Annotated in this window: 22 protein-coding genes; 13 read left to right on the plus strand and 9 right to left on the minus strand. The window is 64.8% G+C overall.

All coding sequences use genetic code 11. From position 1 onward, the window contains the following. The first annotated feature begins 151 nt into the window (after positions 1 to 151). From FAY22_RS03225 to FAY22_RS03260, 8 genes are all read left to right on the plus strand, one after another. A complete protein-coding gene (locus FAY22_RS03225) occupies positions 152 to 1,120 on the plus strand; it encodes an Hsp20 family protein (protein ID WP_146328889.1) in 969 nt (322 codons plus the stop codon). Positions 1,121 to 1,252: 132 nt separating this feature from the next. Beyond that, entirely contained in the window at positions 1,253 to 2,503 is a 1,251-nt protein-coding gene (locus FAY22_RS03230; protein ID WP_246860640.1) for a sodium:proton antiporter, read from the plus strand. An 8-nt stretch (positions 2,504 to 2,511) separates the two neighbouring features. Beyond that, entirely contained in the window at positions 2,512 to 2,805 is a 294-nt protein-coding gene (locus tag FAY22_RS03235) for a hypothetical protein (protein ID WP_146328891.1), read from the plus strand. 204 nt (positions 2,806 to 3,009) lie between these two features. Next, positions 3,010 to 4,737 carry a carbamoyltransferase C-terminal domain-containing protein gene (locus tag FAY22_RS03240; protein ID WP_146328892.1) on the plus strand — a complete coding sequence of 576 codons (1,728 nt, stop codon included), beginning with the start codon at positions 3,010 to 3,012 and terminating at the stop codon, positions 4,735 to 4,737. A gap of 70 nt (positions 4,738 to 4,807) precedes the next feature. Then, complete coding sequence (locus FAY22_RS03245; RefSeq protein WP_146328893.1) at positions 4,808 to 5,836, plus strand: UDP-glucuronic acid decarboxylase family protein; 1,029 nt, start codon at positions 4,808 to 4,810, stop codon at positions 5,834 to 5,836. A 46-nt stretch (positions 5,837 to 5,882) separates the two neighbouring features. Then, positions 5,883 to 6,071 (plus strand): hypothetical protein, encoded by a 189-nt coding sequence (locus FAY22_RS03250; protein WP_146328894.1) that lies wholly within the window; start codon positions 5,883 to 5,885, stop codon positions 6,069 to 6,071. Between the two features lie 35 nt (positions 6,072 to 6,106). Further along, complete coding sequence (locus FAY22_RS03255; RefSeq protein ID WP_146328895.1) at positions 6,107 to 7,702, plus strand: FAD-dependent oxidoreductase; 1,596 nt, start codon at positions 6,107 to 6,109, stop codon at positions 7,700 to 7,702. A gap of 62 nt (positions 7,703 to 7,764) precedes the next feature. After that, positions 7,765 to 8,418: a dienelactone hydrolase family protein gene (locus FAY22_RS03260; protein WP_146328896.1), complete on the plus strand. Its 654-nt coding sequence runs from the start codon at positions 7,765 to 7,767 to the stop codon at positions 8,416 to 8,418. Between the two features lie 26 nt (positions 8,419 to 8,444). Here FAY22_RS03260 and FAY22_RS03265 read toward each other — a convergent pair whose 3' ends face one another. From FAY22_RS03265 to FAY22_RS03280, 4 genes are all read right to left on the minus strand, one after another. Beyond that, complete coding sequence (locus FAY22_RS03265) at positions 8,445 to 9,167, minus strand: N-formylglutamate amidohydrolase (protein ID WP_146328897.1); 723 nt, start codon at positions 9,165 to 9,167, stop codon at positions 8,445 to 8,447. Between the two features lie 101 nt (positions 9,168 to 9,268). Next, the gene (locus FAY22_RS03270; protein WP_146328898.1) at positions 9,269 to 10,528 is read right to left on the minus strand and encodes a glutamate-cysteine ligase family protein; all 1,260 of its coding nucleotides are present in this window, start codon (positions 10,526 to 10,528) and stop codon (positions 9,269 to 9,271) included. Then, entirely contained in the window at positions 10,525 to 12,000 is a 1,476-nt protein-coding gene (locus FAY22_RS03275) for a RimK family protein (protein WP_146328899.1), read from the minus strand. The genes FAY22_RS03270 and FAY22_RS03275 overlap by 4 nt, the downstream gene beginning before the upstream one ends. Then, positions 11,997 to 12,728, minus strand: coding sequence for a C39 family peptidase (locus FAY22_RS03280; protein WP_246860641.1), 732 nt, complete (start codon positions 12,726 to 12,728; stop codon positions 11,997 to 11,999). Before FAY22_RS03280 ends, FAY22_RS03275 begins: the two co-directional genes overlap by 4 nt. Before the next feature lie 317 nt (positions 12,729 to 13,045). Between FAY22_RS03280 and FAY22_RS03285 the strand changes: the two genes are divergently transcribed. After that, entirely contained in the window at positions 13,046 to 13,816 is a 771-nt protein-coding gene (locus tag FAY22_RS03285; RefSeq protein ID WP_146328901.1) for a hypothetical protein, read from the plus strand. Between the two features lie 2 nt (positions 13,817 to 13,818). After that, the gene (locus FAY22_RS03290; RefSeq protein WP_146328902.1) at positions 13,819 to 15,030 is read left to right on the plus strand and encodes an AI-2E family transporter; all 1,212 of its coding nucleotides are present in this window, start codon (positions 13,819 to 13,821) and stop codon (positions 15,028 to 15,030) included. Between the two features lie 92 nt (positions 15,031 to 15,122). Here FAY22_RS03290 and FAY22_RS03295 read toward each other — a convergent pair whose 3' ends face one another. From FAY22_RS03295 to FAY22_RS03310, 4 genes are all read right to left on the minus strand, one after another. Next, the gene (locus tag FAY22_RS03295) at positions 15,123 to 15,260 is read right to left on the minus strand and encodes an entericidin A/B family lipoprotein (RefSeq protein WP_146328903.1); all 138 of its coding nucleotides are present in this window, start codon (positions 15,258 to 15,260) and stop codon (positions 15,123 to 15,125) included. 39 nt (positions 15,261 to 15,299) lie between these two features. Beyond that, positions 15,300 to 15,728 (minus strand): hypothetical protein, encoded by a 429-nt coding sequence (locus FAY22_RS03300; protein WP_146328904.1) that lies wholly within the window; start codon positions 15,726 to 15,728, stop codon positions 15,300 to 15,302. Beyond that, a complete protein-coding gene (locus FAY22_RS03305) occupies positions 15,725 to 16,093 on the minus strand; it encodes a phage holin family protein (protein ID WP_146328905.1) in 369 nt (122 codons plus the stop codon). Before FAY22_RS03305 ends, FAY22_RS03300 begins: the two co-directional genes overlap by 4 nt. 90 nt (positions 16,094 to 16,183) lie before the next feature. Next, a complete protein-coding gene (locus FAY22_RS03310) occupies positions 16,184 to 16,579 on the minus strand; it encodes a DUF883 family protein (RefSeq protein ID WP_146328906.1) in 396 nt (131 codons plus the stop codon). 442 nt (positions 16,580 to 17,021) lie between these two features. On the opposite strand from FAY22_RS03310, the gene FAY22_RS03315 reads away from it, so the two are divergent. Continuing rightward, positions 17,022 to 18,206: a PilT/PilU family type 4a pilus ATPase gene (locus tag FAY22_RS03315; protein ID WP_146328907.1), complete on the plus strand. Its 1,185-nt coding sequence runs from the start codon at positions 17,022 to 17,024 to the stop codon at positions 18,204 to 18,206. Positions 18,207 to 18,544: 338 nt separating this feature from the next. After that, positions 18,545 to 19,168, plus strand: a complete 624-nt coding sequence (locus FAY22_RS03320; protein ID WP_146328908.1) for a glutathione S-transferase family protein — start codon at positions 18,545 to 18,547, stop codon at positions 19,166 to 19,168. 129 nt (positions 19,169 to 19,297) lie between these two features. On the opposite strand, the gene sstT is transcribed toward FAY22_RS03320, so the two are convergent. Continuing rightward, positions 19,298 to 20,527, minus strand: coding sequence for a serine/threonine transporter SstT (gene sstT / locus FAY22_RS03325; RefSeq protein WP_146328909.1), 1,230 nt, complete (start codon positions 20,525 to 20,527; stop codon positions 19,298 to 19,300). 564 nt (positions 20,528 to 21,091) lie between these two features. Here sstT and FAY22_RS03330 point away from each other — a divergent pair. Further along, complete coding sequence (locus tag FAY22_RS03330) at positions 21,092 to 21,472, plus strand: VOC family protein (RefSeq protein ID WP_146328910.1); 381 nt, start codon at positions 21,092 to 21,094, stop codon at positions 21,470 to 21,472. Positions 21,473 to 21,579 lie beyond the last annotated feature (107 nt).

Consider the following 21,579-nt stretch of genomic DNA (forward strand, 5'->3'; position numbering starts at 1 on the left):
CATGCAATGACGACCGCCGCAATGTCCGCTGGCTACCTCCATGCCGTCGCTGCGCGGGTGGGGCGAAGCGCAAGGGCGGACCGGCGTCGGCAGTGCGGCGCATGCCGCGTGCGGCTGTTTGCATCGCGCGGCAAGGACAGAAAGGAGCTTCATGATGGCAAGAATCGAACAATCGATCGAAGTCAATGTGCCTGCAAGCACTGCCTATGACCAGCTGACGCGGTTCGAGCACTATCCGCGCTACATGGACGATGTGGTGCAGGTACGCCAGCTCGACGATACCCACCTGCACTGGCGCAGCAGGGCCGGCAATCTGGACAGGGAATGGGATGCCGAGATTACGGAACAAGTTCCGGAGCGCTGTATTGCCTGGCGTCACACCAGCAAGCCCCACTACACGGGTCGCATCGAGCTGCAGGCGCTGGCGCCGGAGCGCACCCGGATCACCGTGAGCGTCGACTGCGAGCACGGGGAACAGCTGCTCGCGCAGCGCGGCGATGCCGCGCGCGCGGTGGCCGAGCGCGCCGCGCAGGGCCTGGCGCGCTTCCGGAAATTCATCGAGGAGCGGCCGCGGGAAGCGCAGCCACAGGAGGGAAAGCAGGAAGGGCAGCCAGCAGGGCAGCAAGCGCAGGAGCAGCCGCGCGCCGGCGAGCAATCCTGGCTTCCCCGCCTGATGCAAATGTGGGATGAGCCGCTGACGATGATGCGCAAGATGTCGGAAGAAATGGACCAGCTGGTGGGGCGCTTCATGGCCCGGCCGGCTCAGCCCTTCAGCCGCGCGTCTACCCCAGGCGCCTGGGAGCCGGCGGTCGAGGTGGCGCAGGGCGCGGACAAGATGGTGATCTGCGCCGAGCTGCCGGGTGTGGGGCGCGACGATGTGCGGGTGGAAATCAAGAATGACCGGGTCACCATCGAGGGCGACCGCCATCCGGCGCGGCAGGCACAGGAACTGCAACGCTCGGAACGCAACTATGGCCATTTTTACCGCGTCATCGCCTTGCCGGAAGGCGCCGAGCCGGACGCCGCCTCGGCCGCGTTGCGCGACGGCGTGCTGGAGATTACGGTGCCGGTGCCGGAAGGAGGGCGCCGCGCGCGCCGCGTCGACATCCGGCCGCAGTGAGCGCCGCGCCGGCCTGTCCATGACCGTCTTTTACCGCATGCAAGGGAGTATTCACGGAGTGTTCGCGCAGGAGATGCCCAAATCGAGACCATCACGATCTGGTACCTGATCATCGGTGCGCTGCTGATCCTGATGGGGCTGGCCGGCTCGGTGCTGCAGCCGTTGCCGCTCAGCCCGGCCATGCTGTACCTGGTCATCGGTTTCGCGCTCGGGCCGTCGGGGGCGGGACTGGTGCGCCTCGATCCCTTCGTCCATGCCGGCCTGCTGACCTTGATTACGGAAATCGCGCTGCTGATTTCCCTGTTCGCGGTCGGCTTGCGCCTGCGCGTCGACTTGACCAACCGCATCTGGTGGCTGCCGCTGCGCCTGGGCTTGCCCGGCATGGTGGTCACCATTTTCCTGCTGAGCCTGGCCGGCATGTATCTGCTGCGCCTGCCGGCCGGGGCGGCGGTGCTGCTGGCGGCGATCCTGGCGCCGACCGATCCGGTGCTGGCGTCGGACGTGCAGATCAAGGACGTGGGCGACCACGACCGTACCCGCTTCGCGCTCTCGGGCGAGGGCGGGCTCAACGACGGCACGGCCTACCCGTTCGCCATGCTCGGCCTGTGCCTGCTCGGCGTGCCGCAGGCGGCGCAATACGGCACGCCGGCGGCGCTGCCGCTGGCGCTGTGGGGAATCGTGGCGGGCGCCTTGAGCGGCTGGTTCCTGGGACGCATCGTGGTGTCGCTGGCGCTGTACCTGCGCAAACACTTCCGCCAGGCGCTCGGCATGGAAGAATTCCTGACGCTCGGCCTGATCGCGCTGTGCTATGGCGTGGCCGACCTGATCCACGGCATCGGCTTTCTGGCGGTATTCGCGGCCGGCGTCGCCATGCGCCACATCGAGCATCATGCCACCGGGCGCATGCCGCCGGCGCAGGCGCTGGGCGCGGTGCCGGTCGGCGAGGAGATCGCGGTCGCCACCGACCCGCAGAAGGCGCCGGCCTATATGGCGGAAACCGTGCTTGGGTTCAATCAGCAGCTGGAGCACATCGCCGAATTCGTGATGGTTCTGCTACTGGGAATCATGTTGTCGGGCAGCGGCCTTTCCGGCGAAGGCGCGCTGGTTGCGCTCCTGCTGCTGCTGGTGATACGGCCGCTGTCGGCGGTGGCGGCGCTGGCCGGGACGCGCGGCGTGACGCGCCTGCAGCGCCGGCTGATGGCCTGGTTCGGCATCCGCGGCATCGGTTCGCTGTATTACCTGATGTTCGCGCTGCAATTCCCGTTGCCGCCGCCGCTGGCAGAGCGCCTGGTGCCGCTGGTGCTGACGGTGGTCGCGATTTCGGTGCTGGCGCACGGCATCTCCGCCACGCCCATCATGGATCTCTACTACAAGCGACGCTAGAAACGATGATGACCGAACTGATAGGCTGGCTCAGCGCCGGCGTGCTGGTGCTGACCATTTCCCGCCAGGTCTATTCGCAGTGGCGCAGCCGCAGCGCGCAGGGCGTGTCGAAATGGCTGTTCATTGGACAACTGATGGCATCGCTCGGCTTTACCGTCTATAGCTACCTGGTGGAAAACTGGGTATTCGTGTTCGCCAATTTCTTCATTTTCCTGACTGCCGTGGCGGGTGAGTACATTTACCTGCGCAACAGGCGGCTCGATGAAAGCCGCGCGCAGGGAAAGTCCCCGGCGCGCCGGTAACCGCCGATTTTAAAATTTACAAGCATCTGTATTTGTTACCGCGTAAGAAGGGGAAAGACACGCGGAAATGCATACCGGCACGCACGGCAAGTGCCATGCGCGGTCCGGGTACGTACCTTGCTTGGTTTCGCGACATCTGCGGGCCAAGGACTGGCCCGAGGCTGCCATCGTGTCCCCATCGTGCGGTCATCCCCGGAGGATGCTGTGTATACGCTCGGAATCAACGCTGCCTACCACGATTGTTCCGCCTGCCTCGTGCGCGACGGCGAGGTCATCGCCGCCGCCGAAGAGGAGCGCTTTACCCGCATCAAGCACGGCAAGCGGCCGGTGCCGTTCTCGACCTGGCAGCTGCCGTTCCATGCGATCGACTACTGCCTGCGGCAAGCCGGCATCGCGCTGGCCGAGGTCGACCACGTCGCCTATTCCTACGACCCGGCGCTGTTGCTCGGCAAGTACGGCAAGCAGTCCAGCATCACGCTGCCGCTGGAGCCGTCGGCGCACGAGACAGAGTGGCTGTCGCCCTGGGACCCGTTGTTCCTGTCGTCCATCGTCAACGCGCCGCGCCAGCTCGCTTCCGGCGCGCCGCACCACCTGAAGAAGCGCTTTCGCGGCGTGCGCCACGACGGGCCCTACCAGTGGCATTTCGTCGAGCATCACCTGGCGCACGAAGCCAGCGCCTTCCTGGCCGCGCCGTTCGACGAGTGCGCGGTGCTGACCATGGATGGGCGCGGCGAGCGCGCCACCACCAGCTATGGCCTGTACCGCGACCGGCGCTACCGGCGCATCCGCCAGGTCGACCTGCCGCATTCGCTCGGCCTGCTGTACGAATCGGTGACCGACTACCTCGGCTTTCTGCATTCCTCCGACGAATACAAGGTGATGGCGCTGGCGTCCTACGGCACGCCGGTGTACGCCGACCGCTTCCATGACATCCTGCAATATCGCGGCGACGGCGCCTACGAAGTCCGGCCGGCCGACTGGGCCGAACTGTTCGGCCCGGCGCGCGAGCGCGGCGCCGAATTCACGCAGCGGCACATGGATATCGCCTCGTCCCTGCAGGTGGCGCTGGAAGAAACGGTATTGAAGATGGCGCACTGGCTGCACGAGGAAACTGGCGCCGCCAACCTGGCGCTGGCCGGTGGCGTGGCGCTCAATTGCGTGATGAATGCGCGCCTGCGCGACCGCGGTCCCTTTTCGCGGGTGTGGGTGCAGCCGGCCGCCGGCGACGCCGGCACCGCGCTGGGCGTCGCGCTGTGGATCGACAGCCGGCAGCGTGGCGCAGCTGTCAATGAACGGCGCAGCTGGCACATGGAACATGCCTTCCTCGGGCCGGCCTACGACGACGGCGAGATCGAGGAAGTGCTGCAGCAATCGAAGCTGCGCTACCGCCGCGCCGCCGACCTGTCGTCCGAGGTGGCGCAGCTGTTAATGGAAAACAAGGTGATCGGCTGGTTCCAGGGCCGCATGGAGTTCGGACCGCGCGCGCTCGGCGCTCGCTCGATCCTGGCCTCGCCGCTCGATGCATCGATGCAGCAGCGCCTGAACCAGATCAAGGACCGCGAGGATTTCCGCCCGGTCGCACCGGTGGTGCTGGAAGAGGAAGCCGCCGAATGGTTCGTCGACGGCGGCGTGTCGCCGTTCATGGTGTTCGTGTACGACGTGCGGCCGGACAAGGCCGAGCGGATACCGGCGGTGCGCCATGTCGATGGTACCGCGCGCATCCAGACCATCAACCGCGCGCAGAACCCCCCATATTACGACCTGCTGCGCGCGTTCGCGCGGCGTTCCGGCGTGCCGGTGCTGATCAATACCTCGTTCAATACGCGCGGCGAACCGGTGGTATGCACCCCGCGCGACGCGCTCGCATCGTTTTGCACGACCCCGCTCGATGCGCTGGCGATCGGGAATTTCATTGTGGAGAAGAACGGGTGATACGAAGGCTCTCCTATGCCGGGCGTCCCTCTCCCGTCTGCAGGAGAGGGCATCAACACGGGGCGCATCCATGAAAGAAAACGACAGCAAACGCATCCTGGTCACCGGCGGCGCCGGCTTTCTCGGTTCGCACCTGTGCGATTACCTGCTGGCGAAAGGCCACGACGTGTTGTGCGTCGATAACTTTTATACCGGCAGCAAGCGCAACATCGCGCACTTGCTGGTGCATCCGCGCTTCGAGCTGCTGCGCCACGACGTGACCTTTCCGCTGTATGTCGAGGTCGATGAAATCTACAACCTGGCCTGTCCCGCCTCGCCCGTGCATTACCAGAACGATCCGGTGCAGACCACCAAGACCAGCGTGCACGGCGCGCTCAACATGCTGGGACTGGCCAAGCGCCTCAAGGCGAAGATCCTGCAGGCATCCACCAGCGAAGTGTACGGCGATCCGCAGATCCATCCGCAGGACGAATGCTACTGGGGTCATGTCAATCCGATCGGCTTGCGCTCCTGCTACGACGAGGGCAAGCGTTGCGCCGAAACCCTGTTCATGGATTACCGGCGGCAGCACAAGCTGTCGGTAAAAATTGCACGCATCTTCAATACCTACGGCCCGCGCATGCATCCCAACGACGGCCGGGTGGTCTCGAACTTCATCATGCAGGCGCTGGCCGGCCAGCCGCTCACCGTCTACGGCGACGGCGCGCAAACCCGGTCGTTCTGTTACGTCGGCGACCTGATCGACGGCCTGTACCGGTTGATGGAGAGCCCGGACGGCTTTTGCGGGCCGGTCAATCTGGGCAATCCGGTCGAGCACACGATGGTGGAGCTGGCCGAGCGCGTGATCGCCATGTGCGGGTCCGGCTCGGACATCGTCTTCCAGCCGCTGCCCAGCGACGACCCGGTGCGGCGGCGCCCCGATATCGCGCTGGCGCGCGACATGCTGGGGTGGGAACCGGCGGTCGGACTGGCCGACGGCCTGGAGCGCACCATCGACTATTTCCGCAGGCTGCAGGGCGGCGGCGTGCAGGAGGAGGAAACGGCGCCGCCATACCTTCCGCAGGAGCACGCCATGCAGGAACAACGATTGCATGGCTGAGAGCCCGCATTCTTATTCCAGAAACGAGCCAATTCGAGGTGCCACCATGATACGAAACCGATTGCCCTATGCCGCCGCGCTGCTCCTGTTCCTTGCCGCCTGCGGGCGCGAGGGCGACACGCCGAAGGGGCCGCCGCGGCCGGTCACTTCGATGCATTACGGCGGCGGCCACGCGACGACCGCGCAGCTCGACCTGGCGGCGCGGCCGGTGCCGCCGAGGCCCGGCCCGATGTAAGCCTGGCACGCTGCTTTTCATTGCAGGAGAATCACATGGACCACCGTTCAGGAGATTGCGGCACCGGAGGCTTGTCGGACTACGCGGCAGGCGGTCCGCTGATGCGGCGCTCGATCTGGAACCGGGCGTCGGACGAGCTGACCTTCGCTCCCCTGGCGGCGGACCTGGAGGTGGATGTGGCCATCGTCGGCGGCGGCATCACCGGCATGACCACCGCCGCCCTGCTGGCGCGCGCCGGGCGGCGCGTCGCGGTGCTGGAAGCGGTGCGCGTAGGTTACGGCAGCACCGGTTATTCGACCGGCAACCTGTACGCGACAGTCGACTCCTACCTGCACCGCCTGGCCGACAAGTGGGGCTGGGACAGGACGCGCCAGGTGGTGCAGTCGCGCCGCATGGCGATCGACCTTGTCGAGCAGAATATCTTCGATTACCGCCTGCGCTGCCAATTCTTGCGCCAGCCCTGGGTCTTGTACAGCACCGATTCCTCGGCGCAAGACGATGAGTTGATCGAGCGCGAATACCAGGCCTGCGTGAAATGCGGGCTGGATGCGCGCGTGAGCAACGAGGCGCCGCTGCCCTACAGCATCAACAAGGCGCTGGTGGTGTCGCACCAGGCGCAGTTCCACCCGCTGCATTACGTGCGCCAGCTGGCCGCCGCGATTCGCTCCGAGCGCTGCCATATCTACGAAGGCACGCCGGTGGTGGAGATCGACCAGAGCCATGCGCTCGTGCGCACCGCGCAGCACACCGTGCGCGCGCAGCACGTGGTGATGGCGACCCACACGCCCAAGGGCTTCAATACGCTGCAGACCGAACTGGCGCCGTACCGCGAATACGCGGTGGCGGGCGCGCTCGCCGAAAAGCAGCTGTCCGGAGGGATTTTCTGGAGCGTCGGCGCGGAAAGGACTTCCACCCGTCTGGTCGAATACGATGGCCGTCCGCATGTGCTGCTGATCGGCGAGCGGCACAAGAGCGGCCAGCGGGAAGACACGGACGCGGCCTGGCGCAAGCTGGAGCAGATCGTGCGCGCGCGCTTCACGGTGCAGGCGGTCGAATACCGCTGGTCGGCACAGCATTATCGGCCGGCCGACGGCTTGCCCTACATCGGCCACAGCATCGGCTCCAGCCACCTGTACCTGGCGACCGGTTTCGCCACCGACGGCCTGACCTACGGCACGCTGGCTGCCATCCTGCTGTCGGAACAGATCGCCGGGCGCAGCACCGAATACGACGAGCTGTATTCGCCGCGCCGTTTCACCCCGGTAAAGTCGGCCGGTAAATTTCTGAAAGAAAATTTGAACGTGGCCGGCTACTACGTCAAGGATTACATCAAGGGCGGCGAAGCCAGGGCGCTGACCGAAGTGCGCTGCGGCGAAGGCCGGGTGATCGAGATCGACGGCGACAAGCTGGCGGTGTACCGGGACGATGCCGGCGACCTGCACGCCGTGTCGCCGGTCTGTACCCACCTGAAATGCATCGTGCACTGGAACCGCGCCGAACGCAGCTGGGACTGCCCCTGCCACGGCAGCCGCTTCTCGCATGAAGGCGATGTGCTGGAAGGGCCGGCGCTGGCGCCGCTGGAACGGCGCACCATCGCCGGGCTCGACGCCACCGCGCCGAAGGCAGGGTAGGGCGCCGTGGCATGGAGCTTGCGTGCGCGTCGGCTACGGATTCGATTCTCCCGCGATGAGAGATGCATATAGAACAAGTCACGATTGACGCCGATTCGATTGCCCTGGATGGCGTGTTGTGGCTGCCGGAAAACCACATCGGCGTGGTCCTGTTTGCCAGCTGCGGCGGCGGCAATCGCGTCAAGCCGCCCACCGACTATGTCGCCAGCGTATTGCGCGCCGCCCGCCTCGGCACCCTGTGGATGGAGCTGCTCACATCTGCGGAAAGGAGCATGCGCGGCACGGTGGCCGATATCGGCAAGCTGGCCGGGCGCATGCAGGCCGCCTGCGAGTGGCTGCGGCAACACCAGGCCACGCGCGGTTCGCCGATCGGCCTGTTCGGCGCGAGTCATGCCGCCGCCGCCGCCATGCAGCTGGCAGCCGGTCAGGGCGCGCGCATCGCGGCCGTCGTGTCGCGCGGCGGCCGCACCGACCTCATGGAACCGGCCACGCTCACGCGGATCGTCGCGCCGACGCTGCTGATCGTCGGCAGCCTCGACGACGGCGTGATCGCGCAGAACCGGACAGCCTATGCGGCGCTGCACTGCCGCAAGCGCTTCGAGATCATCCCCGGCGGCACGCATTCGTTCGACGAGCCGGGCAGCCTGGAAGTGATCGCCCGCCTGGCGCGCGGCTGGTTCCTGCGCTATGCCAGCACCGCCGAGCGCCACCTGTAGCGGCCTGTGGCGAGCTGCCGCGGCCGTCAGGCCGGCAGCGCCTGCGGCGCGGCGCTGCGCAAGGCTTCGAGGATGGCATGGCGCACCGCCCGCCAGTGCGGCGCGCCGTCCGCGCGCACGTGCTTCTGGTTGATCTCCAGTTCGATGCCGAGGTAGCGGTCGGCGCCGAAGCGCCGCCGCAGGTAAACCGTGAAACCGTCCGCCGTGCCCTCGTACGGATAATTCATGCGCGCCTTGAGCGCTGCGGCATAGACGTGCAGCGCCACGCGCCAGCGACGGCACAGCTCTACCTCCGCGCCGCGATCCGGGTCGTACAGCAGGCCGATATCGGCGTCGCGCACCTCGCCGTCCAGTTCCGGCGTGAAGCTGTGGCAGGACACGTGGACCACGCGCGCGCCGCCGTCGATGGCCTGCGCGATCATGGTTTCGGCCTTGTTGCGGTAGGGCTGGTAGTAGCGGGCGATGATTTCCTCGCGCAATTCCGCCGGCAGTGCGCGCGTGACTTCCGAAAACGCTTCCGGATGGCCGAGCGAGCGGTTCAGGTCGACCAGCAGGCGGCTGATGGTCGACACCAGCAGCGGCGCGTCCAGCAGCGACGACATCTCGCGCGCCAGGCGCAGCGCGCCGAGGTCGTAGCCGCGATGGGTATGCAGCAGGGCTTGCCGGTCGCGGAAGAAATCGCGGTAGCGCGAGGGGATGCGGTTGCCGGCGTGCTCGCAGGTGATGAGGAAATGGGTGGGGAAGGGCATGGCGGTGATGGATTAAACGCTCCTGTCCGAAATCGAAGAACCGCATTCCCCACGCCGGATGCAGGGGCTCCCGGCGCAGGGAGCAGCCGAGGGGAGAACAGTTACCCGTTTTCCACGAACATCCGTCCCTCCTGCAGGCAGGCGCACAGTTCGCGGTACACCGCCGTCATCTTTGCCCTGGAACATTCCGGCCCGACGGCGCGCAGGATGCGCCGCGCCAGCGGCCCCTGCTGCAGCATGACTTGCAGCGGCGCATGCCACAGGCTCTCGTGCACCGGGTCGTCGAGCGCGATCTGTCCCACCAGGTGCGCCCACAGCTCGCCGGCCGTGCAGCGCTTTTCCGGCACGCCCATCAGGGCCAGATAGCCGGCATGGTCGATCACGGCCTGCTCCGCGTCGCGCAGGCAATCCTGCAGGATGGCGGCCAGCGCATTGGTCGGGATTTCCTGCTGCGCCAGCAGGGCGGCGTCGGGCGCGCGGTACAGCAGGCGCACAGCCGACACGGCGGCGGCGGCGACGGCCAGGTCGGCGCGCGTGCATTCCTGGGTATCGACCACGCGGATCTCGATGGCGCTGCGGTCGAAGCGCGCGATGGCACCGCGCGAGTTGAGCCATTCGTGCCGCAGCACGCCGCGCGGGTCGTGGCGCGCGATGTCGCGGTACATCGGTTCCAGCACGCGCTGCTCGTAGGCGCGGCGGCTGGTGATGGTTTCCGGCACCACCAGCCCGGCGATCGACGGGATATTCCTGGCGTTGTCGCAGTACACGCGCATGCGGTAATCGGCGAAGCCGGTCGCGCGGCCGTCGGCGATCGGGGAACTGGCCGCCAGCGCAGGCAGGATCGGCAGCACCAGCCGCACCGCCGCGTGCAGCCGCGCGAATTCCCGGTCGTCGGCGAACGGCAGGTTGATGTGCATGCTCTGCAGGTTCAGCCAGCCGTGGCTCCTTGTATCGAAAGCGCTCTCATAGGCGCGGTAGATTTCCTCGTTCTGGTGCGGCCACAGCGCCGTGTCGGTCGCCGGGTTCATCCACGGATGCATGGCGGTGGGCATCAGGCAGGCGCCGTGCGGTGCCAGCCGCTCGTTGATTTCCCGTACCTCGCTCTGGAAGGCGTCCTGCAGCATGGACAGCATGATGATCGGGCGCAGGTTCTTCACCTCGATCAGGTGCAGCGCCAGTTCGTTCGACCATCCCAGCAGGCCGCGCCGCACCTCGCCGACAACGGCATCGTCGGCGTCGCGCAGCAGGCGGTCGGCGATCGGCCGCACCGACAGGCTGTCGCGGTCGACGATCATGTATTCCAGTTCGATGCCGTAGCCGGAAAAGACGTGCAGCAGCGGAGGATCGTCGTCCGTCGTCATGTGATGTTTCCCCTGAGCGCCTCGATGCGCTTGCGGAACACGCCCATCACCTCGCGGTACAGCGCATCGCCCAGCACCGCGTCTTCATTGCCGGCGTCCACGTTCGGGTTGTCGTTGATCTCGATCACGCACACCTGGCTGCCGACCTGCTTCAGGTCCACGCCATAGAAGCCGTCGCCGATCAGGTTGGCGGCCGCCACCGCCGTCTTGATCACCTCGTCGGGCGCCTCGCCCACCGACAGCGCCTCGGTGCGGCCCTCGTAACTGTGCTGCGACTCGTGCTTGATGATTTGCCAGTGGCCGGGCGCCATGTAGTACTTGCAGACGAACAGGGGGCGCTGGTCGAGCACCGCGACGCGCCAGTCGAATTCGGTGGGCAGGAATTCCTGCGCCAGCACCAGTTCCGACTCGCGCAGCAGCTCGCTGACCTTGGCCAGCAGTTGCGCCTCCGATTCGACCTTCACCACGCCCAGCGAAAACGCCGAATCGGGCTGCTTCAGGATGCACGGCAGGCCCAGGGTCGACACGATCTGCTCGACGTTGCCCTGGTGGACCACCATCGTCTTCGGGATCGGGATGTGGTGGCGCGCCAGCAGTTCGGCCAGGTAGATCTTGTTGGTGCAGCGCAGGATCGAGTCCGGATCGTCGATCACCACCAGGCCCGAGTCGGCCGCCTGGCGCGACAGCTGGTAGGTGTAGTGGTTGACGTTGGTGGTTTCGCGGATGAACAGCGCGTCGAAATCGGCCAGTCGGCCCGCATCCTTGCGCGCGATCAGTTCCGCCTGCATGTCGAGCACGCCGGCGGCGTCGACGAACTTGCGCATTGCTTCCGCATTGGATGGGCATTCGGAGCGCTCGGCATCGTACAGGATCGCCAGCGACGGCTTCCTGCGGGCCGGCGTCGTGGAGCGGATCTTTTGCTCGCGCAGGAAGTCGATCGCCGCCTGCGCCGCGCAGTCGCGGTCATGCTGGGGGATGTCGCGCACGCTGCCGGAATAGATGCCGCACAGGTGCCAGCGCTCGTTGGCGCGTTCGAAGCGGGCGTGCAGCACCGGCGCGCGCAGCATCTTGAACAGCGCATCGGCCAGCGGCTGGTGGCGCCGTCGCTGCTCTTGCGCGCTATCCCGCCCGAAGTAGATGTTCAGGTCGATGAAATCCTCGCTGTCGCGCGCCAGCGCGCAGTCGATCAGATCGCCGAGCTTTTCGGTGATGTCCTGCACCAGGCTTTCCGATTGCAGCGATTTCATCGCTTCCACGTCCGGTACCGGCTGGTGGCCGCGCGCTTCCGCCAGCAGCGACACGTAGTAGCCGTCGCTCTGGTAACGGTAGGTGCGGCAGAGGTTGAAGACTTTGGTGGAGTTGCTGTCCCCGTAGGCCGGGTCCATCAGGTAGGTTTGTGCAGGGATGACGGTGACGCCTGGGATGTCGCTGGGCCAATCTTGCTGCTGACTTACGACGAAAAGGATATTCATGGTACTTCCTGTCGCCCCGGTCTGGGGGGGTGAATGATAAGCAGGTTCGCATCGTGCGTGACGATGCCGAGCAGTACCGCATTGACGACACGGTCGATACTCAGCCAGTACTCGTGCGCGCTGGCGTAGGGATTCTTGGCGTACGGGTCGACCACCAGCACCTGGCGGCGCTCGCGGTCATAGCCGGCGATCACCACGAAATGCCCGGAGGGCAGGCCGCGCACGTCGTCGGGCTTGTCTTCCGGGCCGTATTCGCGCGGTACCCGGTACAGGTAGGTCGAAGACAGGCCGGTAATGATCGGCAGGCCGCGCCGCAGGATGCCGCGGATCAAATAGCGCGACAGGTCCAGCAGGCGCAGCCGGCCGCCGCGCGAAAGGAATTCCAGGTAGCCGGTGGTGGCGTGTTGCAGCCGGTAATCCATCTTGATTTCGCGCTGCCGGCGCAGGCGGTCGGCGATGTCGACCCCCGGCGCGAACCAGGTCGGGTCGAACACGGTCAGGTTGTAGGTATAGATCGTCGCCTTGTAGCCCTTGGCCAGCGCATCGCACGCGAGAAACACCGCGAAGGTGCCGCCGTGCTCCAGCCGGCCGGCGCGCGCGATGACCTCGGCGAGTTCCTCGTCCTCGCCCCAGTAGCGGTACACCGAGTGCAGGCAGGTCGGGCCGCAGGTGGTCTCGTCCGGCTGCGGGAGAATCTTGACAGGGAGTTCCAGTACGGGATGGCTCACGGAAATGCCTTGGCAATAGACGCAGTCATCAATCATTAGCGAAGAAAAAATATTCTTTCTTCCGCAAGCCCTCCCAGCATTTTTGATGCCAGTCGCAACAAGCAGCGGCGAAGCGGAAACGAGCTTGCATGATGTCGCTAATGACTTCACTTGCATGTAAAAGTTTCCAGCCGTTGCTGCATTCCCGCTGGGGGCGCAGCGCCGGGCACGAATGCTGCATATTCACAAGTTCCAGGTCCGCCTCGCCCGGCGGCGACGGCGGCTTCTACGCCGCGCGCGTATCTTCTTCATGCCCGTTCGTTCAGGAGGTTTTCCACATGAAAAGTCTTTGGACCATTGCTCTCGGGTTAAGCGCCCAGGCCGCGCTGGCGCAGATGCACCCGCCGCCGCAGCCGATGCCGGACGCGCCGGTCCAGTCGGCCCCGACCCTGCCGGAACCGGGCTCCGATGCGTCGGGCACTTCCACGCTGAGCGCGCCCGGCGCTTCCGGCGGCGCCGGCACCTCGGGTGCGTCGGGTGGCTCCTCGTCGTCCGGCCCCGGCTCCGATGCCCACGGCGGCAGCGCCGACACGCCGGGCAGCGTGCAGGACGCCAGCGGCGCGTCCGGCATGCAGTCCGAAGCCGGCGCCGAACTGCGCGCCGCGCCGCCGCCGGTGGCGCGCGTTCAGCCGCGCACCCAGGGCGACGTCACTTACCTGTGCGGCGGCGTGGGCGCCGAAGAGGCCGCCTACATGACGCAGCAGGCGCGCGGCTACGACCTGATGCTGACCTTCGCCGCGCGCGACGGCTCCTACCTGGCCGACGTCAACGTCGACATCCGGGATGCGCAGGGCAAGCAGGTATTGCAGGCCAATTGCGATGCGCCGATGATGCTGGTCGACGTGCCGAAAAGCGGCACCTACCGCATCCGCGCCGACGCCGCCGGCTACGAGCTGGACCGGACCGCCAAGGTGCGCGCCAAGCAGAAGGCCGGGCCGCACGTCGCCTCGGTGGTGTTGAGCTGGCCGCAGCAGGTAGCCGAAGGGCCGGCATCTCCCGGCGCCGCCACCGGCAGCAGCGGCGGCGAGCGCAGCAGCGGCGCGCGCTGACGATGGCCGCCGGTATCGATCCGCGCCCCGGGGAGTTCGGCCAGGGCGAGCCGCTGGCGGCGCAGGGGCCGAGCGCCGAGGGGAGGGCGCCACGGCGCCCCGTGCCGGCCCGCTCCACGTTCTCGCCGCGGCGCGCGCCGGAGCCGCTGATGTTCAGCGACACGCAGTTTTTCCGGCGCACCGTCTTCGTCAGTGGCATGACGATCGCGACCGCGCTCGTGCTGGCGCTGATCTGGAACGCCAGCGAGGTCTTCCTGGTGCTGTTCGCATCCATCCTGCTGGCGGTGCTGGTGCGCGCCCCGATCAACGGGATCGTGCGGCACCTGCGGCTGACGCCCAACATGGCGCTCGGCTTGTCGGTGCTCGCGCTGGTCTCGGTGCTGGGCACGCTGGTGTACATCTTCGCGGTGCCGATGGCCGAGCAGGTGGGGCAGCTGATGTCGCAGCTGCCGCGCGCCATGGCGCGCCTGCGCCAGTCGCTGCGCGAATACCAGTGGGCCAGGCCGCTGCTGCTCGAAATGTCCCATGCCCAGCTGGACTTGCGCACGCTGGTGCAGGCGCGCGGCCTGATCTCGTCGACCGCCTCGGCCCTGATCGGCCTGCTGATCGTGTTCTTCATCGGCGTCTATCTCGCCGCGCAGCCGCGTTTGTACCAGCGCGGCTTCATGAACCTGCTGCCCAAGCACATGCGCCCGCGCACGGCAGAAGTGCTCGACGAAATCGGCTCGGTGCTGCGCTGGTGGCTGCTCGGCAGGCTGATCGTCATGCTGCTGGTCGGCTTTGCCGCCGGCATCGGGCTGTGGTGGCTCGACATCCCGCTGGCCGCCACGCTGGGCGTATTGAGCGGCATGCTCGAATTCATTCCCTATCTGGGGCCGATCCTGTCGGCGATTTCGCCCTTGCTGATCGCCTTCAATGTCGGGCCGACGCAGGCATTTTATGTGCTGATGCTGTATGTCGCGATCCAGACCGCGGAAGGCTACCTGATCTCGCCGTTGATCGAGCAGCGTACGGTGTCGCTGCCGCCGGCGCTGGTGATTTTCGCCACCGTGCTGCTGGCGGCGCTGGCCGGCCCGCTGGGCGCGGTGCTGGCCTCGCCGCTGACGGCGGCGGGCATCGTCGCGGTCAGGCTGCTGTACGTGGAAGACGTGGTGGAGCAGGTGGAGAAGCTGAATGCAGGAGGAGAGGCTGGACGCGCAGGCAGGCCTGGGTAACACGGAAAGCGGACGTGACGCGCGGCGGATAACGACCGGACGCGGCGCTCTGCACCGCGTCCGGAAGGTGACTTATTTCCGGTTCCGGAATATTACTTGTTCTTTTCCGCTGCGCCTTCGACCTTTTCACCGCCGCGCTGCACGTCCTGCCCGAATCCCTTCATGGTGTTGCAAGCGGACAGGCCGTAGGTAGCGATCAGAATACTCAGGATGGAGACGATTTTTTTCATGATTTTTCCTTTCAGGTTGACGACAAAAAACGTTCCGCCCTAGCGTGGCGGTACATGCGGCGGAACACCGGGCGGTACGCGCGGTGGAATCAGCGTCGCGAGATTGGCCACCGTGGTCAGGAGCCGCACGATCGCGTCGATGTTCGAGGCGGTGCGCGGCAGCGGCGCGGCGGCTGGATTGCCGCTGCGTACAGTGTTTTTCGCTGCGCCGCGCGCCACCCGGCTCGACACCAGCGCCAGCACCGTCGCTGCAGCCGCGGCGGTCATGAGTGGATGCTCGGCCACCCAGCGCAATGCCTTGCTGCGCGGGAAGCCCGGGCCGGCCAGCGCATAGGAGGCATGGTGCCCGGCCGGATGGGCGGGATTGGCGTGCAGTTCCGGCTGGTTCAGCAGCATGCGCCGGTAGTGCTCCCTGCTGACCTGCATGCGCGCCAGGATGGATTGACGTTCCTCTTCGAGTGAACTCATACGCTTTCCTTGATGACGTCCAGATCGCGCCGGAATTCGGTGCGCAGGGTATTGGCAATCGGCTGCGAGCGGAAATGCTTCAGCGCCAGGTTGAGGCAGACGCCGGCGATACCGCCGTACAGCAGGACCACGAACCATGCCGCCAGCGCCCGCAACGGTGAATCCCAGAAACTGACGATGATCGCCAGCCCGAGGAATACTGTCGCCAGCAGGGAAAACAGCACCGCGACCGCGAAGCCGGCGATGCGCAATGCGATGTTGTGCTCCTGGATCTTCAGCTCGACCCGCAGCAGGTCGAAGTAGTCGCTGACGCGGTCGAGCGTGATGAGATAGAGCTGCCTGGATTTATGGAGTGCCGAAATCATCGCTTCTCCTGGTGCATGGAAAATCGACAGGCAGGCGGCCGCAATGCCGTGCGCTTGCGCCCGGCGCTCGAGGCAGCCTGCCGGCGGGCGTCAGCGGCGCTTGAACAGCAGGCCGAGCAGCAAGCCTGTGCCGGCGGCTACGGCCAGCGACTGCATCGGCTTGTCCTTGACGTACTCGGTCGTGGTTTCCATGCCGCGATTCAGCTGGCGGTTGGCTTCGCTTGCCAGGCCCTTGGCCGCGTAGCGCATCGAGCTGAATTTCGACATCAGCTGCGTATGCGCCTGGCTCAACTCGTCGTCGGACAGGCTGGGCGCGCGCGTCATCAGCGCATCCAGGTCGTTCTTCAGGTTCGACAGTTCGCTGCGCAGTGTTGCGCCGACCCGCTGGGCCGAGCCCTTGGCGTCGCTGTACATGCTCTTGGCGGCGCTGCTGGTCGAGGAGATCTTGTCGCTGCCGTTGCCGGTAGAGAGATTGGTTGTTTCCATGAGTCGCTCCTGGGTTGAAGTGGACAAAACAAAAGAGATGAACGATGAAAGAGATAACAATCATCAGTTGCCATCGCAGCCCGTGCTGCAGCAGCCGCGCAGGATGACTGCATCGATCGTTGCAACCACGAAAACATGACGGCACATCATCACGGCGGCCCTCCGTCTGTGGCCTGCGCCCAGTGCGCAGCAAGGGACATGCCAATCCACGATCAACGGCAATCGGGCAGAAAAGGGCGCGTAATGCCTACCTATGGCGCGAGCCGCATGTAAAGCGGTAAAAACGGCGGGCATTCTTTGCAGGAGTTGCATGTAATTCTTGCAACTGGCATGGCATATCTTCACAAGAGCATGCCGCGGCTCTACTTGCAGAATGTATCCACAAGGAAACATAATTGCAGCAACACTGCAGAACGTTTCCATCCCCGCAAGAAAGGCAGCCATGTCCACCGGTTTCGGTCCAGAAGAAGCGCGCAATTACATGCACCAACTGCTTAAGGCGATGAACCAGGCCGGCGGGTCGGACTTGTTCATCTCCGCCGATTTCCCGCCCAGCATGAAAGTGCAGGGGGCGATGAAACCGCTGAGCCAGCAAAAACTCAACGGCGACATCACGAAGAAGCTTGCGCTGTCGCTGATGAACGAGCGCCAGCAGAACGAATTCGAAGCCGAGCTGGAGTGCAATTTCGCGATCTCGCTTCCCAGCGTGTGCCGCTTCCGCGTCAACGTCTTCGTGCAGCAGCAGCAGGTCGGCATGGTGATCCGCACCATCGCCTCCGAGATCCCCAACTTCGCCAAGCTCGGCCTGCCCGACGTGCTGAAAGACGTCATCATGACCAAGCGCGGTCTGGTGCTGGTCGTCGGCGGCACCGGCTCGGGCAAGTCGACCACGCTGGCGGCAATGATCGACCACCGCAACGAAAACTCGGCCGGCCACATCATCACCGTGGAAGACCCGGTCGAGTACGTGCACAAGAACAAATCGTGCCTCATCACGCACCGCGAAGTCGGCGTCGATACGCACTCCTGGCACCACGCATTGAAGAACACGCTGCGCCAGGCGCCGGACGTGATCCTGATCGGCGAGATCCGCGACACCGAAACCATGGAGCACGCCATCGCCTTCGCCGAGACCGGCCACCTGTGCCTGGGCACGCTGCACGCCAACAACGCCAACCAGACGCTCGACCGCATCATCAACTTCTTTCCCGAGGAGCGGCGCAACCAGCTGCTGGGCGACCTGTCGTCCAACCTGCGCGCCATCATTTCGCAGCGCCTGGTACGCACCGAGGACGGCAAGGGCCGCAAGGCCGCCATCGAAATCCTGCTCAATACCCCGACGATCGCCGAGCAAATCCTGAAAGGCCAGTTCCACGCAATCAAGGAAACCATGGCCAAGTCGAAGGAACTGGGCATGCGCACCTTCGACCAGGCGCTGTTCGAGCTGTACAACACCGGCCACATCGGCTACGACGAAGCGATCCGCAACGCCGACTCTGCCAACGAGCTGCGGCTGCAGATCAAGCTCAAGGCCGAGCGCGGCCAGCCGGGCGACAAGGGGAGCGGCGCGTTCAACCTCGCGATCGACGAGGACAAGGACGAGGAAGAAGAGCAGAAGGGGAAGTGAGGCAGGTTGTTCCCGCGGTTTGTTTCACAACGACCATTCGCCAAGGGACGGCAAATCAGGCGGTCGAGATAGGCGGACTGCAAGGAAGCTTAATCAGACGCTGGCTGTCTACCGACATCGAGTCAGGTATTAAGACCTGTTCAGTTGGTTGAAACCATTATCGGGATATTTGGCAATTGGCGTTCTATTTTTACTGTTAAGCCAAATATGGGGAGGCCAGTTTTCATGCCGGTAAATATTGTCACGGCGTTCGAAAGCGCCATGGCGTTCGGCCGCCGCAGGGGATATTGCATTAGGCGCCAAGAAATGCGAAGCGTCTGTGCAAGGGAGGTTGATGAATGCTGAAGATCCTGGGGAAGTCATCGTCGATAAACGTACGCAAGGTGCTTTGGACCTGCGAGGAGTTGGGGCTGCCATATGAGCAGGAGCAGTGGGGCGCGGGATTTCGATCGACGGAGACGGAAGACTTTCGAGCGCTCAATCCGAACGCGATGGTTCCAGTACTTATCGACGAAGAATTCGTCCTATGGGAATCCAATGCCATCTGCAGATATCTCGCAAGCCGAGAAGCGAACTTCGCGCTGCTATCCGGCGATCCGAAGCGGCGCGCACTGGTCGAGCAGTGGATGGACTGGCAGGCCACTGAACTGAACAACTCCTGGCGCTATGCGTTCATGGCGCTGGTCCGGCAAAGCGCCGCGCATTCAGACCCTGCCGCCATCGCTGCCGGCGTGGAAGGCTGGAATCGTCACATGGGTATCGTGGAAGCGCAGCTGTCGCGCACGGGGGCCTACATGGCGGGCGAGACCTTCTCGCTGGCGGACATCGTGATCGGGTTGTCTGTCAACCGGTGGTTCATGACACCGATGCGCCGGCCCGTGCTTCCCGCCGTGGAGGCGTACTACGAGCGCCTGAATGAGCGGGCAGGGTACCGCATGCATGGGCGCAATGGCATGCCGTAACCGTGAGGGCCTGTACACCGAAGCCGGAATGCATCCGTCGCGCTCCGGCTTGCGCAGGTGATGTTCCGTGATGCCTGGGAATGACTAGCGAGCGCGGCCACCGTTCGGAACGGCGGCCGCGTTCCGGCATTACTGCTTGTCCACGTCGCCCATGGCGATGCAGGCGGCGGCGGTGAACAGCACGTCGCTGGAGGAATTGAGCGCGGTCTCCGCGGAATCCTGCAGCACGCCGATGATGAAGCCGACCGCGACGACCTGCATCGCGATGTCGTTCGAAATGCCGAACAGACTGCAGGCCAGCGGAATCAGCAGCAGCGAGCCGCCGGCCACGCCGGAGGCGCCGCAGGCGCAGAGCGATGCGACCACGCTCAGCAGAATGGCGGTCGGAATGTCCACCGCGATGCCGAGCGTGTTGACCGCGGCCATGGTCAGCACGGTGATGGTGATCGCCGCGCCGGCCATGTTGATGGTCGCGCCCAGCGGGATCGATACCGAATACGTGTCCTCATGCAGGCCGAGGCGCTTGCTCAGTTCCAGGTTGACCGGAATGTTGGCGGCGGAGCTGCGCGTGAAGAAGGCGGTGATGCCGCTGTCGCGCAAGCAGGTCAGCACCAGCGGGTAAGGATTGCGCCGGATCTTCCACCAGACGATGGCCGGGTTGACGACGAGCGCGATGAACAGCATGCAGCCGAGCAGCACGGCGAGCAGGTGCAGGTATCCCAGCAGCGCGTTCAAGCCCGCGTCGGCGAAGGTCGAGGCGACCAGGCCGAAGATGCCCAGCGGTGCAAAACTGATCACCGCCTTGACGATCAGCGAAATGCCGTTCGACAGATCGGTGAAGACCATGCGCGTGGTCTGGCTCGCATGCCGGATCGTGATGCCCAGGCCGACCGCCCACATGAGGATGCCGATGAAGTTGCCGTTGATGAGCGCCTTGACCGGATTGTCGATGGCGCTCATCAGCAGCGAGTGCAGCACTTCCACGACGCTGCCCGGCGCCGCTGCCTTCACGTCGCCGGCGGCCAGCATCAGCGTGGAAGGAAACAGGAAGCTGGCCGCGACCGCGACGACTGCGGCGGCGAAGGTGCCGATCAGGTACAGCAGCAGGATCGGCCGGATATGGGTCTGCTGGCCCGGCTGGTGGTCGGCGATCGACGCGGTGACCAGCACGAACACCAGGATCGGCGCGACAGCCTTCAGTCCGGCGATGAATACATTGCCGAGGAAACCGGCCGACTGCGCAGCAGCCGGCGAGAACGTCGCGAGCAGGATACCGGCAACCATGCCGATGATGATCTGCTGGACAAGGCTGACGCGGCTGAACAGGCGCGAAACGGGGGCGATGAGAAAAGTAGCCATGGCGTGATATGACAGTTGTAAACCAGGAAGAAAATGTGGCCAGAAGTCTGGCGAACGATAAGGCGTAAGGCGACGTGCGAAGCTCGGTGGCGAAAACCGGTACGGGAAAACGGTGTTACGGGCGCAAACTGGGCGCAGGTATTGCCGAAAAAAAACAGGGCGAGACTGTATCACAGCTGAACAAGCAAATAAATTGACATGACTCATTGAAATTAAATAGATGCAACAACGTTGCAGGAATGGCATGGCGGAAGCGGGACGCAATTTGACGTTCTTCAGCCAATGAATGCCTTGTGCTGCAGCCCTGACGGCTGTGCGAAGGCGGTTTGCCGCCGTTGTACTTGCAGCGCTTGCACCAGCAGGAGATCGAGCAAACGCGGTTGTCTTTCTGTTATTGTTTTGTGCACGCCTTGTTTCTCGTTTATTTAATCCCGTGTATGCGCGCATAACGAGCCAAGGCCAGCCGCCAGGCGGTTTGCGGGCGGTTGAGCGAATTTGCATAAGGGTTCGCGGCCGTGCATGACGGCGCGAGCTGCCCTGTTAAATGCATAGTGAAAGGAACTTATGATCGATCACACCGGAGTAGTCGTCAGCGACTTCGATAGAAGCAAGCGGTTCTATTCGGCGGCGCTTAAGCCAATCGGCTTCGATCTGCTGGCGGAATTTCCCGCGGCGATTACGGGGCATGCCGATGTCGCCGGCTTCGGGGAGCCACCGAAACCGGAATTCTGGATAAGCCTCGGCACCCCCAACAAACCCGCAGTTCACATCGCCTTCCGGGTGAAGAGCAGGGGCGATGTCGACGCATTTTATAGCGCTGCAATCGAAGCGGGCGGAGTCGATAATGGCCCGCCTGGCATTCGGGCACATTATCATCCGAACTATTATGGCGCTTTCGTGCTGGATCCGGATGGACACAATATCGAAGCGGTCTGCCATGAATAAGCGATCAAATTCTTCTCTTAACTCGTCGCAGAAGGCGGGTGCGAGAAAGCGTTGTACATCTGAGCTTATGCGTTAGAAAAACCATTTGGTTCGCTGAGATGAGGAGA

The organism is Noviherbaspirillum sp. UKPF54 (assembly GCF_007874125.1).
GTDB lineage: Bacteria > Pseudomonadota > Gammaproteobacteria > Burkholderiales > Burkholderiaceae_D > Noviherbaspirillum.